This window comes from Acidisarcina sp., from assembly GCA_035539175.1.
In the GTDB taxonomy this organism is placed as follows: Bacteria; Acidobacteriota; Terriglobia; order Terriglobales; family Acidobacteriaceae; genus JANXZS01.
The window spans coordinates 389750-402974 of the sequence record DATLIY010000009.1 but is presented as its reverse complement, the minus strand read 5'-3'; the positions used below and the strand labels follow the sequence as shown (position 1 = coordinate 402974).

Below are 13225 nucleotides of genomic sequence, written 5' to 3'. Positions count from 1 at the left end.
AAAAGCCGTCCGCTATAATTACCCTCGCATCACGGACGGATCGTACCACTGCGGAAGAGAAACGCACCCCGGTGGGGCGCGCGGACTTCAAATCCGATGAGAGGCGTCAGACGTCTCTGGTGGGTTCGACTCCCACTCTTTTCCGCCATAAAAAAGCGCCGCTCTCTGCGGCAAACGTGATGGATGCGTCTTATAAATCCAATCTATAAACCAAGGAGATTGGATTCCAGCTTTGAGTATCCGTGGTCTTCTGCCCAGAGATTCAGCGCGACGGTCGCCAGTTCATCGACCACCGGAACCGCATGCCCATCCCGCGTGAGATCAATGGATTTGAGATAGGTCTTGCATCGATCGCAGGCTTCCACCCGCACATGCTCGAACTCCGATGCCGTATAGATGGGGAGCATGTCCTTATCCCGCTCGCCGCAGTTGGGGCAGGCCACACGCAGGAAAGGCCATTCGGTCGCGCAGAGCGAGCAGAGCAGCCACCGCTTCGCTCCATCCCCTTCTCCGCGCAGCACGCCAGCGACGGGGCGGGCGCTGCAGAATGGGCAGATCGCTGTGGTCTCCTGCAGGTCGACCGTTCCTCGTTTGGCCAGATTTTCAGCATAGGGTTGCAGCAGCACCCTGGCATAGAATCGCCCTGCGCCGGAGTTCTCCGGATCGCTCCTGGGCTGATCTTCCCCGGACTGGCCTTCTGTGGCCTGACCTTCCCAGGATTCGAGCAGCAACTCCCACTGCTCTTCAGGCGAGCGGAGATGCTCCGCGCCGAAACTGGCCAGCGGCTCCGGGCCGGCTCGCCGCACCAGTTCGATCAGAGCAGGGAAGTGGCGCAACAGCGCGTGCATATCAGTCTGATCGCTGGAGCGCAATTCTTCGTAGATCGATTTCTGAAACAGCGCCAGTTCGCGGTAGAAGCTTAGAAGCTCGCTGGCAGATGGATGAGACTTGATGAGTTCCGTGGCCCGGGCAATTCGATCTTCCAGACTTGCCTTCATGCATTCGGGCCCTGGCCGGTGATTCGCCTGTACCACAGACGATGGTGTGTACGTGCCCAATCGGTCGTGACCCAACCTCGAATCATCGCCGTCATGCTTCCAGGAACCATGAAAATACCCATATAGATGTGAATGATGAACGCGCCTATCGTGATCAACGCCGCGCCTTCATGAAGAATGACGGCGATCGGACGTATCCATCGAAGGTTGAAGGGCACGTATTCCGGGAACCACATAAAGAGTCCGGAAACAATCAGCAGAAATGCTCCATAGAACATCGCCCAGTAGAAAAGCTTCTGCCCTGCATTGAAGCGTCCCTGAGGGGGGAGAAGTTCGTCCCGATTGGTCGCGTAATCCTCCACTTTGTCGAGCCACTCGCGATCTGTCTTGGTGACCTGGATGTCGCTACGCCAGATGCTATGCATCCACATCGCAGCAACAAAGAACAGCATACCGATGAATGGATGCCAGAAGCGCGCGGTCGGGCCGCCGCCAAGAGGGTACACCATCCAGAACAGGTAGGGTGTATAAAGCGCAAGACCACTCGTCAGACAATAAAGGTACGAGAGTCCGGTGAGCCAGTGGCAAAGCCTCTCTTTTAAGGTATAGCGCTCGATCATGGCTCGCCCGCCTCCTTCCCGCCTTCCTTCTTCACTTCTTTCGGGCCGAATCGCATGTAGTGGAGCGCTACTCCAAGAATTCCGCCCACCATCGCGAGATTGCCCAGCCACTTTACGGGACCCTTCCAGATCTGGACCAGCAGCGGGATGCGCGGATCCTTAGGCAGGCCACCATAGTTTTCGGGGTGCTCTATGTCATGCAGCACATACATCACGTGCGTTCCGCTGACGCCGGCTGGGTTGTATACGCCGGCATTCTTGTGCGAAGTGTGCTCTTTCAACTGCGTAACACGCTGATCGGCGAGGACCAGCATGTCTTCCTTGCTGCCGAAATGAAGGCAGCCCGTTGGACAGGCCTTGATGCAGGCTGGCTCAAGCCCCGCACCCACGCGGTCCGAGCAAAGCGTGCACTTGTGAACCTTCTTCGTCTCCGAGTTGAACTTGGGGATGTTGAAGGGACACCCGGTAACGCAGTACTGGCATCCGATGCACTTGTCCTGCTGGAAATCGACAATGCCATTCGAGTACTGGATGATGGCGCCGTCCGCCGGGCAAGCCTTCAGGCAACCCGGATCCTCGCAATGGAGGCAGCCATCCTTGCGCATCAGCCAACTTAACGTGCCGTCTTCGTCAACATGCTCGTTAAAGCGAATCAGGTTGTAGTAATTCCACTCCAGATCCGGCATGGTCTGGTACGTGTTGTCGAAGACGGTTTCTCGAAATGGGTACCCATTCCATTCGAGACAGGCAACCTCACATGCTTTGCAGCCGATGCAGGTGGTGACATCGATCAACTTCGCGACAGGGTAATCCCGGGAGGCATCGCGGCCGGGCACTGTGCCGGTGTGTCCGGAGATGGCTTTGATTTCGAGCGGTCCGTTTGCCATTAGACCTTCTCCAGTTTGACTAGGAAGCCCTTGAACTCGGGCGTATACGCATTGGGATCGGTGACCGTGGGTGACAGGGCGTTCGTCAACGACCTGGATGTCTTCCCGGCGTCTTCCTGTATTCCGCGATAGCCATAATGAATAGGAATGCCGATCTGATACACCTTCTTGCCATCGATCGTCATTGGCCGGATGCGCTGTGTGACCATCGCTTTTGCCGTATACGCGGCACGCGCGCTGGTCACTCTCACCTTGTCGCCGCCCTTGATGCCGAGATTGGACGCTAACTCAGCAGGGATCTCGACGAACGGCTCTGGAACCAACTGCACATTCATCGGGTTGTTCTTTGTCCAGTAGTGATAGTGCTCCGTCAGACGGTAGGTCGTGCAGACGATGGTGAACCCCTGCTCCGGTGTTCCGTACTTATCCATGTCCGTGGTATACCTCTTGACCACGGGACTCTGAGATTGTGCTGGATGCAGCGGATTGGCGATAGGGCTCTCCGTCGGCTCGTAGTGCTCCGGGAAGGGACCATCGGCGAAGGCGCCGAGTGGAGCGAAGATGCGCCCCACGCCTTCGGCATTCATGATGAATGGCCCCATGTGCTCCGAAGGTGCGGAATCGGCTTTGAAGTCGGGGACATCATTGCCGACCCATCTCTTCTGGGCCTCGTTCCACCATACCTGTTTCCTATCCGCGTCCCAGGGCTTGCCTGCCACATCGCACGAAGCACGGTTGTAAAGAACGCGGCGATTCGCTGGCCATGACCATCCCCAGTTCGGATAAACTCCAAGGCCCGAAGGATCTTCTGTCCCGCGACGCTGTATCATGGCGCCTGCTTCGGTCCACGAACCTGACCAGATCCAGTTGCCACACAGAGTCGATCCATCGTCGCGGAGGTAAGCATATCCGGGAAGTTGCTGGCCTGCCTTTACGACTGGACCCGAGGCTTTGTCTTCCACGTCACCAATGGCGCGGCCATTCAGTTCCTTCGCGACCTCAGACAAGGACGGGTTCTCGGGAGTCGTGAAGTTCCACGTCAGATTCAGAATCGGATCCGGGAACTTGCCCCCTTCCTTCCGATACATTTCGCGAACCTTCAGAAAGATGCGAGCGAGAATCTCCTGATCGAGTCTGGCATCTCCCGGAGGCGGAACAGCCGCCCACTTCCATTGCAGCCAGCGCGCGGAGTTGACAAACGTTCCGTCTTTTTCCGCGAAGCCAGCGCCGGGCAACCGATAGACTTCGGTTTTGATGTTCTTCATCTCATCGGCGGTTATGCCGGGAGATCTCCAGAAGTCGCTCGTTTCCTCTGGATAGATGTCGCAGACGACCAGAAAATCGGCCTTCTTGAGAGCATCGATATTCTTGCTTGAGTTCGGCCCGATTGCCACCCCGTTCATGCCGAATGCCAGCAGGCCCTTGACCTTGCCTCTGTACATGTCGTCCCAGATGTGGCTCCAGGAGTATTCCCGATCCACCTTTGGCAGATAGTCGAAGGCCCAGCCGTTCTCCTTCTTGGCGGCATCGCCATACAGGGCCTTCATCAGCGAGACCGCAAACTTCGGCGTGTTGGACCAGTAGTTATAGGATTGCCATTCGCCTGGCTTGGACGCGGTGGGAGTGATGCGCTTCATCCACGCATCGAAGTCCTTGTCCGCCGGAGTGGGGACTTTCAGATATCCCGGCAAATTATCGAAGATGCCAGCTATATCCGTGGCGCCTTGGATGTTGGAATGCCCACGGAGAGCATTGACGCCACCGCCGGCCCTTCCCACGTTGCCGAGCAGCAGTTGCAGCATTGCTGCTGTCCGGATGATCTGCGTGCCGAAAGAATGCTGGGTCCAACCGACCGCGTAGATGATCGTGGCAACCTGCTTGGTGTTCCCATCCTTGCGGATGGAGGTGAACATATCCGCAGCCTTCAGGAATTGGTCCTTCGGTATTCCTGTGATGCGCTCGACCATCTCGGGCGTATACCGCGAATATTGTTTCTTTAAGAGTTGGTAAACGCAGCGTGGGTGTTCGAGCGTCGTATCGTAAGCGACGTTCGCAGGCATTGACGCCGGAGCATTCACCCCTCCGCTGGAGGAGCCTTTGCTTCCTTCGTAATTCCACGAAGAGCGGTCATAGGTCTTCGTGGCTTCATCAAAGCCGGAGTAGAGACCGTCTTCCGGCAGTTTGAAGCCTTCCTGCACGATGAAGGCAGCATTGGTGAAGTTGACCAGATACTCGTGAGCAATCCGCTGATTCTCTAGCGCGTAGTGAATCACGCCCCCGAGGAATGCGATGTCCGCTCCTGCACGAATCTGCAGATGGAGATCTGAAGTTGCCGCAGTCCGCGTAAACCGTGGATCTACCACGATCATCTTCGCATTTCGCTGGCGCTTGGCTTCAATCGCCCACTTAAAACCGCAGGGGTGATTTTCGGCCGGGTTGCCGCCCATGATCAACATCATGTCGGTGTTCTTGATGTCGATCCAGCCATTCGTCATTGCACCGCGTCCAAATGTGGGCCCCAGACTGGAGACCGTTGGACCGTGTCAAACCCTGGCCTGATTTTCTAGATAAGTGAGTCCAAGGCTCCGCATCGTTTTCACGACCAGGTAGTTGAACTCATTTGTATCCGTGCAGCCGCCATTCCACGCGATGCTCTCGCAGCGGTTCACGGTGTGGCCCTGCGCGTCCATAGTGATAAAGGTTTCGTCGCGCGTCTTCTTGATGTGGCGAGCGATTTCTTCATAGGCCTGGTCCCAGGGGATGTCCTCCCAGTGATCCGAGCCCGGACGACGTACCTGCGGCTTCAGCAGTCGACGGTCGTTGAGGATGTCATGGTAGAGCGACGAGCCCTTCGGGCAAAGCGTGCCGCGATTGATGGGATGATCCGGATCGCCTTCGACGTGGATGACCTGAGCGGTTACGTTCTTGGCCTTGTCCCCGAGGGTGTGGATGATAACGCCGCAACTGACGGAGCAATACGGGCAAGTGGAGCGCGTTTCAGTAGTGCGAGCAATCTTCAACTCTCGCGCCTGAGCCTGCGCCCTCCGCAGATCGAATCCAAATGCTGACGCTACGATTAAGCCGCCGCTACCTTTGAGAAAAACGCGCCGGGTTACCTCCACGTTTCACCTCCTGATGGCTGCAGGCCATCGTCCAAAAAGCTTGGCAGGATCGTAAGCCACAAATTAGGAAACGTGCAAGACGAAATCTGGGCCTTGCTTCGGAGTGTTAAATAATTGTGATTTGTTTGAGATGCAGAAGTTCGTGAGACCGAATTCCCGAAGAAGGGTTCGTACAACGTGAGACGGTTTCAGTGCATCCAAAACGCGTCTATGCTCGCCTGAAGCATTCTCATCGGGTGCGGCACTTTCTCTCCAGCAATCCACGTCCTCGACGGGGAACAAGGGTTATCAATTCAAATATAATCAGGAAGGTAGCCTTTATACTCTGGTTAGGAGCTATGGATGCAGTCGAGCACTCAACGCATGGAAGGTGGCCGGCGTACTCGCGGGGACGTCCGTACCACGCAGCCCTTAGTCAGCGTTGTTATTGTGGTGCGCGATCGCAGAAACGATATCGAGAACGCATTGGCCAGCGTGTTTGCGCAGAGCAAGGAGATGTGCGAATTACTGGTTATCGATGGCGTCTCAACCGACGGGACACTCGATGTCATAGAAAAGCATAGCGATAGCATCGATTATTGGATGAGCGAACCGGACAACGGTATCTATGATGCGATGAACAAGGCCATCAAGTTGGCTCGCGGGAAGTATGTCTATTTTCTGGGATCGGACGACGTGCTTACCGTGGATCTGAAGTCGCTTGCTCCCGTACTTACTGATCCGAACACCATATATTACGGTGATGTTCGAGTGCCTTCCGGCGATATTCATCCCTTCTCGGGTCCGCTGAATGCCTGGAAAATGGCCAAATCTTCCATCAGCCAGCAATCGATCTTCTATCCCCTCGGAGTAGTGCAGGCTGAGGGTTTTGCCACAAAGTACAAGATCGCTGCGGACTACGTATTCAACTTGCGCTGCTATAGCGATAAGCGGCTTCGATTTCAATACATTCCCTATGTGATTGCGGTTTATTCGGAGTCAGGGATAAGCGGGCAAGCTGCCGATCCCGTATTTGAGCGTGATCGGATCGAGTTGATACGTAAGTATCTTCCTGCGTACGTTTATCTGTTTCATAGCTCGAAGCAGCGCCTGAAGAGGCTGATCAAGCGTGCCTGATTTCACTGTAATTATGCCGGCTGCAAGGGAGAACCCTTTGCTATCGCAACTCGTTGGCCAGCTTTGGACCGCGCTTCGCATCGCGCAATTGATCCGATGCAGTTTGCTCTTCGCTTGTTGAGTGATTCAAAACCATCTCCTGCCGCTTTCGTCGGGGTTAGTGGAAATAACCGGCTTATGCGGGAACTATGCTCAAGGTGCAGGGAATTCAGCACAATGCAACAAGGAACTATTGGAATGCAGCCAGATACAATCCAGCGCGTGGAAGGTGGCCGTCGTACTCGCGGAGACGTCCGTACCACGCAGCCATTAGTTAGCGTCATCATCGTGGTGCGCAATGGCAAAAATGATATTGAGAATGCCTTGGCCAGCGTCTCTGCGCAGAGCAAAGAGTTGTGCGAGTTGCTGGTAATCGACGGTGTCTCAACCGATGGAACGCTCGATGTTCTGGAAAAGCATAGCGATACGATCGATTACTGGATGAGCGAGCCGGACAACGGCATCTATGACGCAATGAACAAAGCCGTCAAGTTGGCTCGTGGGAAGTATGTTTATTTTCTGGGTTCCGACGACTTGCTTACCGTGGATCTGAAGGTCCTTGCCTCCGTGCTCACCGATCCCAATGCTGTCTACTATGGCAACGTGGTTCTGCCTTCAGGCGAAATCCCTTCCTGGAACGGCCCCTACGATGTATGGAGACTCGCAAAAGGCACCATGTGCCAACAGGCGATCTTTTACCCTATTTGTGCATTTCAAAACGCATCCTTCTGCACGGACTACAAGATCACTGCGGACTATGCCTTTAACCTGTGTTGCTTTGGTGACAAGCGACTTCATTTTCAATACATCCCTTATGTAATTGCGATTTACTCCGACAAGGGAATCAGTTCGCGAGCAAACGACCCGGTTTTTTGGCGGGATTGGTTTCGCTTGATTCGCAGGCACCTTCCTGCGCACGTATACGTGATCCATCGCTCGAAAATACACTTCCTGTCCTTGATGCAACGATGCCGGAAGCGGCTGAAAATAAGTGCCTGATCGATATGCGGAATCATCGCTGTCCAACGCAGTTGATCTCAGTGGGTTTGCATCTGCAAGCCAGATGTCAATACGCCACCTCGCGGAGAATCGCTTCTAATGTCTTTTGCCACTCTGAATCAGAGCTTCAATTCGCCAGTCAATATTGTGCGACGGGTATTGTCAGTGACTCGACTGCGTCCGTTCGACACCTCCACGACAGAGGGGCGGTCTCGGGAACGCTACCGGCGCGCAATCCTGACAACCGCCGCGTCAGTGTTTTCCAGAGTCATCACTGCGGCAACAACCTTGATAACCGTCCCGTTGACGCTCAGGTATTTAGGCACCGAGCGATACGGACTCTGGATGGCGATCAGTTCGGTGATTGCGGTTCTTGGGTTTTCCGATCTGGGCATCTCAAACGGACTCTATAACGGAATAGCCAAGGCACATGGCGAAGACAACCATGAGCTTGCGCGCCAGTACGTATCGAGCGCGTTCTTCTTCCTTACAGCGATCGCGATGATCATCGGGCTTGCCTTTGCTATCGCATATCCCTTTGTATCGTGGAGCGGGTTCTTCCGCGTACATTCGCCAGAGGCAGTTGCGGAGGCTGGCCCTGCTGTCGCGGCTTTTATCGGATGCTTTTTGCTCGGAATTCCCACCAGTATCATCGGCCGGATTCAGGCCGGATATCAGGAGGGTTTTGCAGGATCTCTTTGGGGTTCGGCCGGGGGCATCATAGGTCTGCTTTCGGTACTGCTGGTGATCCACGTGCACGGGTCCTTGATGTTGCTCGTCCTTGCCCTTGCAGGTGCGCCGATGCTGGCCGTGTTGGTGCAAAGTATCTTCGTCTTCCGCGCGCGGCCCTGGTTGTTGCCATCCTGGTCCTATGTCACGCCAGACGTTTCCAAAGGTCTATTGCACGCGGGCATGGCCTTCTTTCTGTTGCAGGTTGCGGTGGCGGTCAGCTATTCCAGCGACAATATCGTACTTGCGCGGATTCTCGGACCAGAGGCTGTTACTCAATACTCGATACCGTTCCGCCTCTTCAACCAGGTATCCATGCTCTGTTCGATGCTGATGAGCCCGCTGTGGCCAGCCTATGGTGAGGCGCTGGCCAGGCAGGATATCGCCTGGATCCGTAAGACTCTGCGCCGCTCTCTCGTTACCTCGCTGGCGATCTCCGTTCCTTTGGGCCTCGTCCTGGTTGTCTTTGGAACGAAGATTCTTCATCTGTGGGTTGGGCCAAAGATCAATCCCTCACTGACCCTGCTGATCGGCCTTGGAATCTGGTGTGTTCTGATGAGTTTGAGTTCAACCCTTGCGACTTTCCTGAATGGCCTTTCGATTTTGTCCTTTCAGGTGAAGGTTGCGGTTGTCGCAGCGCTGACTAACATTTCTCTTTCCATCTATCTGACCTATCGGATTGGCGTTCCCGGCGTCCTCTATGGATCCATCCTTACCCAGGTCCTGGTGAATCTGATCCCCATGTTCCTTTACCTTCGCAACTACCAACAATCAACAATCCTTGGACAGGCGAAGTCCTGATCCATCTTGTATCACCAGGAGGAAAATGCGCAGCTTACTCGTACGGGCGCTGGAGAGACGCGCTCGCCAAAAAATAACGGCTCTATCAAGTGTCACGATAGCGGATACAGCAAAAATAAATTGCAGGAGATTGCACATACGTCCCACTAACCGCCTCAGCATTGGTGCCGGATGCATTATCGAGGGCACGCTGGTATTTGAGAGGGAAGGTGGAGAGATTCACATTGGCCGCAATACTTTCATGGGCGGTTCCCAGATCGCTTGCGCATCCCGGATTGAGGTAGGCGACGACGTACAGATTTCATGGGGCTGCGAGATCATCGACCACAATTCCCATGCGATTGGCTGGAGCAAGCGTATGAACGACGTTAAGGATTGGTATCTGGGGAGAGACAAAAAGGATTGGTCAGGTGTAGTGACCCGGCCGGTAAAGATTGGGAATAAGTCCTGGATCGGAATGCACGCAATTATACTGAAGGGCGTAGAGATTGGTGAGGGGGCGATTGTAGCTGCCGGTGCGGTTGTTACAAAGAGTGTGCCACCGTGGACGATTGCCGGGGGCAATCCCGCCAGAGTGATTCGTGAGATCCCCCCTGAAGAACGGTGACGACAGAATCTCCTGGAGAGGCTGTCCTGTGGCCGGAGTCGAAGCATCTAAACCTTAGACAATTGGTGATCATCACGTGCACAAAACCCCCACGGTTCGCATTGCAATCGATTGCAGGATTTGGTCTTTTCAACAAGGCACCGGCACGGCAGTTCTATCGCTCGCAAATGCGCTCTCCAAGTCAGCTGACGTCGGGCAGGAGTATACCTTCATCGTGCATGAGCATCTGCGCGAATCCGTTGCTCCCCATGTCTCCGGCCCTTGCCGGCTCCAGACGATTCCAGTAGCAGCGCCCTCCGGTTTCAAGAGCCGCCTTCGTGCGTTCGCGCCGCTTCGTGCTATCGCGCGCAAAGTGCGCAAACCGGCGCTCCGTGTTCCCGCTTCGGATGGCTTCGTGGAGTCGGAAGGGTTTGACATGGTACATTTTCCGACTCAGGCGGCCTATCTAACCGAACTGCCTTCCATCTATCAACCATGGGATCTGCAACATCTTCATTATCCCCAGTTCTTTTCCCAGGGTGAGTGGGAGAGGCGGGAACTGGAGTACCGGGCCTTCTGCAGTCAAGCCCGTTACGTGTGTGTCCAGACGGAGTGGTCCAGGCAGGATGTGATTCAGAAATATGGCATTGCACCAGAGAAAGTCGTAGTCATACGTTGGGGATCAGTCTTTGATGCTTATACGGAGCCGTCTATCGAGGCGCAGCAGGCTATCTCGCAAAAGTTCGCACTTCCGAAACAATTCTTCTTTTACCCGGCAGTTACCTGGCCACACAAGAACCACGAAGTCATCTTCCGTGCGCTCTCGCTGCTGAAGCGCGAGCATCAGCGGATCGTGGATGTGTACTTTACCGGTGCATCGACGGAGTACCGAGGGCAACTGGATGAGTTGGCGCGCAGCCTGGGAGTTAGCGAGCAACTGCACTTCCTGGGATTTGTAAGTCCTGAAGAGTTGCAATCTATCTTCCGAGCTGCGACAGCCATGGTCTTCCCCAGTAAGTTCGAGGGATTTGGGTTGCCCGTGTTGGAAGCATTTCACGCGGGTGCTCCTGTCCTCTCTTCGAATGCCACCGTTCTGCCGGAGGTTGCGCAGGATGCTGCTCTTTACTTCGATCCCGATGCTCCGACGGAACTCGCGAATCTGATGATCCGGATGCTCGATGAGCCTGGGCTACGAGAGAGCCTGATCGCGAAAGGTAAGACAATCTTGTCTCAATTTTCCATTGACGATACCGCTGTTCAATTTCAGAAACTCTACGCTCTCACGGCGACGCGGCAGGGTAGAGAAGGCAGGAATGAGATGGCATATGCGCAGGCAGCCGGAAAGTCGAGTGTGGCTGAGTGAGCCGACGCGCATTGATCTGTGGTATTTCCGGGCAGGATGGCAGTTACCTGGCCAAACTATTGCTGGAACGCGGCTATGAGGTCTGGGGTAGTTCGCGGGATGCTGAACTCAACCCCTTTGCCAATTTGCACCGCCTGGGGATCTATGACTCCATTCATCTTGTCTCGCTGAACTCCGGCGATATCGGCGGAATTCTCAGCCTGCTGCGGAGGCTGCGTCCGGATGAAATCTTCAGTCTTGCGGGGCAGAGCTCCGTTGGATTGTCCTTTGAACAACCGGTAGAGACAGTGGAGAGTATCGCGATCGGGACGTTGAACCTGCTCGAAGGCATCCGGCTCTCCGAACTGAATATCCGGTTTTATAACGCTGGATCCAGTGAGTGCTTTGGCGATACAGGAGAGGGTTGCGCCACGGAAACGTCTCCCTTCAATCCGTGCAGTCCGTATGCGGTGGCAAAAGCATCGGCGCACTGGATGGTCGCAAATTACCGGCAGGCTTACGGTATGTTCGCCTGCACCGGGATTTTGTCGAACCACGATTCTCCCTTGCGGCCACGCCGCTTCGTAACCAGGAAGATCATTCACGCAGCCGCGTTGCTGGCGCTTGGACAGGATGGAAGGCTCTCGCTGGGCAACCTGCATGTGGAGAGAGATTGGGGCTGGGCGCCGGACTATGTTGAGGCGATTGCTGCCATCCTGCAACACGACACGCCGGATGACTACATCGTCGCGACCGGCAAGAGCCATAAGCTCGTTGAATTCGTGGAGACGGCATTCCGGCTAGTGGGTAAGGATTGGCACGATTTTGTCAGCATCGACGAGCATCTGCTGCGGCCGACCGACATCCTCAGAAACAAGGTCGATCCGTCCAAGGCAGATTTGCAGCTTGGATGGAAGGCGGCGTCCTCGATGCCCGAGGTTGTGGCGAAGATGCTGGAGGCGGAGATCGCAGAGATCCGCAACGCAGGGAAAATGTAGTCCGATCGAGAGACCAGAGAAGCTGCCTTACCTGTCTTCTCTGGTCGGCGGCAGGCTGCCCTCAGGCAGCGAACTCGCTAAAGTCCTGCTGGGTAAGGCTGGGGCGATTCGCAACAGCGCCGATCAGCTTAGCCGCCTTCGGCCTTGTCACCAACCGGAAGATCCTATCCGAGTTGCGAGTCTTGGAAAATAGGTGAATAAATCCGTTCGATACCAGATATCTGCCAAATTTCTCGGCGATGATCTGGAGTGCTGCGTGTGAGTAGAAGGAGATATGCTGCCCACTGTTGGGGATGTAGTACCACCATTCCCCGGGTTGCGGTGCAGGTTGGGGCAGAACCAGGGTGCTGACGAGAACATTGTCCGCAAGCGACATCATTTCCGCTAGGTCTGTTAACGGCTCGCACAGATGTTCGAGTACCTCAAAGGAAGTCAGAAGATCGTATCTGGTTCCTTCACGGTGTTCGAAGCCACGGGCGTGGAGATTCTGAGCGAAGGCGTCACTCCAGCGAAAATCGAACCCTCGATCTCGCATCATTCGGACGAAGGTTCCGTGTCCACCCCCATAATCCAGGAACAGTTTGGAATTCGGCGCAAAAAGCCGAATCGCCGCGCATGTAAGGTCGGCGTTCGCAAGATTTCTTTGCATGATGCCTGTATCCAGCTTGGATATGGCATGCGAGTAAGCTTCCGGCAGCCATGTGGGATTTGCTATCTGGATAAAGCCACACGCAGTACAGCGGAAGTAGGATGCCTGATACTTACTTAGAATCGTCGATTGCGCGAACATCGTGACAGATTGTTGACAGATGTGACAGTTCACGGAACTCCTTTGCGTTCAAGCACCCAAACTTCATAATGCTGCCCGATTCCGGTATGCCGATAAGATGTCGAAGACAGCCCAGGCGTTGCTCGCCCTGGAATTTACAACGAGGCAGAACTAAGTTTCTATGAAAATCTGTCTCGGAGCCTTGGAAGGAAGGACGGA

The 13225-nt window shown here is 55.0% G+C and carries 11 protein-coding genes and 1 tRNA gene; 7 read left to right on the top strand and 5 right to left on the bottom strand.

Going from position 1 to position 13225, the window contains the following annotated elements; genetic code table 11:
- The first annotated feature begins 52 nt into the window (after window positions 1-52).
- Window positions 53-148, top strand: a tRNA-Sec gene (locus tag VM554_13400).
- 55 nt (window positions 149-203) lie between these two features.
- On the opposite strand, the gene VM554_13395 is transcribed toward VM554_13400, so the two are convergent.
- From VM554_13395 to fdnG, 4 genes are read right to left on the bottom strand one after another with little or no spacing between them, the layout of a single operon-like run.
- Window positions 204-998 carry a formate dehydrogenase accessory protein FdhE gene (locus VM554_13395; protein ID HVJ09369.1) on the bottom strand — a complete coding sequence of 265 codons (795 nt, stop codon included), beginning with the start codon at window positions 996-998 and terminating at the stop codon, window positions 204-206.
- The gene (locus tag VM554_13390; protein ID HVJ09368.1) at window positions 995-1618 is read right to left on the bottom strand and encodes a formate dehydrogenase subunit gamma; all 624 of its coding nucleotides are present in this window, start codon (window positions 1616-1618) and stop codon (window positions 995-997) included. Before VM554_13390 ends, VM554_13395 begins: the two co-directional genes overlap by 4 nt.
- Window positions 1615-2505, bottom strand: a complete 891-nt coding sequence (gene fdxH, locus VM554_13385) for a formate dehydrogenase subunit beta (GenBank protein HVJ09367.1) — start codon at window positions 2503-2505, stop codon at window positions 1615-1617. Before fdxH ends, VM554_13390 begins: the two co-directional genes overlap by 4 nt.
- Window positions 2505-5627, bottom strand: a complete 3123-nt coding sequence (fdnG, locus tag VM554_13380; GenBank protein HVJ09366.1) for a formate dehydrogenase-N subunit alpha — start codon at window positions 5625-5627, stop codon at window positions 2505-2507. The genes fdxH and fdnG overlap by 1 nt, the downstream gene beginning before the upstream one ends.
- Window positions 5628-5969: 342 nt before the next feature.
- On the opposite strand from fdnG, the gene VM554_13375 reads away from it, so the two are divergent.
- From VM554_13375 to VM554_13350, 6 genes are all read left to right on the top strand, one after another.
- Window positions 5970-6743 (top strand): glycosyltransferase family 2 protein, encoded by a 774-nt coding sequence (locus VM554_13375; protein ID HVJ09365.1) that lies wholly within the window; start codon window positions 5970-5972, stop codon window positions 6741-6743.
- Between the two features lie 237 nt (window positions 6744-6980).
- Window positions 6981-7781: a glycosyltransferase family 2 protein gene (locus VM554_13370; protein HVJ09364.1), complete on the top strand. Its 801-nt coding sequence runs from the start codon at window positions 6981-6983 to the stop codon at window positions 7779-7781.
- A gap of 99 nt (window positions 7782-7880) precedes the next feature.
- Complete coding sequence (locus VM554_13365) at window positions 7881-9311, top strand: oligosaccharide flippase family protein (GenBank protein HVJ09363.1); 1431 nt, start codon at window positions 7881-7883, stop codon at window positions 9309-9311.
- A 130-nt stretch (window positions 9312-9441) separates the two neighbouring features.
- The gene (locus tag VM554_13360; protein HVJ09362.1) at window positions 9442-9918 is read left to right on the top strand and encodes an acyltransferase; all 477 of its coding nucleotides are present in this window, start codon (window positions 9442-9444) and stop codon (window positions 9916-9918) included.
- Window positions 9919-9994: 76 nt separating this feature from the next.
- Window positions 9995-11260: a glycosyltransferase family 1 protein gene (locus VM554_13355; GenBank protein HVJ09361.1), complete on the top strand. Its 1266-nt coding sequence runs from the start codon at window positions 9995-9997 to the stop codon at window positions 11258-11260.
- Window positions 11257-12237: a GDP-mannose 4,6-dehydratase gene (locus VM554_13350; GenBank protein ID HVJ09360.1), complete on the top strand. Its 981-nt coding sequence runs from the start codon at window positions 11257-11259 to the stop codon at window positions 12235-12237. Before VM554_13355 ends, VM554_13350 begins: the two co-directional genes overlap by 4 nt.
- Before the next feature lie 61 nt (window positions 12238-12298).
- Here VM554_13350 and VM554_13345 read toward each other — a convergent pair whose 3' ends face one another.
- Window positions 12299-12886 (bottom strand): class I SAM-dependent methyltransferase, encoded by a 588-nt coding sequence (locus VM554_13345; GenBank protein ID HVJ09359.1) that lies wholly within the window; start codon window positions 12884-12886, stop codon window positions 12299-12301.
- Window positions 12887-13225 lie beyond the last annotated feature (339 nt).

What these genes read in the sequence shown, in the direction of transcription:
- VM554_13395 (HVJ09369.1), bottom strand. Translation starts at nt 998, where the DNA reads ATGAAGGCAAGTCTGGAAGATCGAATTGCCCGGGCCACGGAACTCATC.
- VM554_13390 (HVJ09368.1), bottom strand. Translation starts at nt 1,618, where the DNA reads ATGATCGAGCGCTATACCTTAAAAGAGAGGCTTTGCCACTGGCTCACC.
- fdxH (HVJ09367.1), bottom strand. Translation starts at nt 2,505, where the DNA reads ATGGCAAACGGACCGCTCGAAATCAAAGCCATCTCCGGACACACCGGC.
- VM554_13375 (HVJ09365.1), top strand. Translation starts at nt 5,970, where the DNA reads ATGCAGTCGAGCACTCAACGCATGGAAGGTGGCCGGCGTACTCGCGGG.
- VM554_13370 (HVJ09364.1), top strand. Translation starts at nt 6,981, where the DNA reads ATGCAGCCAGATACAATCCAGCGCGTGGAAGGTGGCCGTCGTACTCGC.
- VM554_13365 (HVJ09363.1), top strand. Translation starts at nt 7,881, where the DNA reads ATGTCTTTTGCCACTCTGAATCAGAGCTTCAATTCGCCAGTCAATATT.
- VM554_13345 (HVJ09359.1), bottom strand. Translation starts at nt 12,886, where the DNA reads ATGCAAAGAAATCTTGCGAACGCCGACCTTACATGCGCGGCGATTCGG.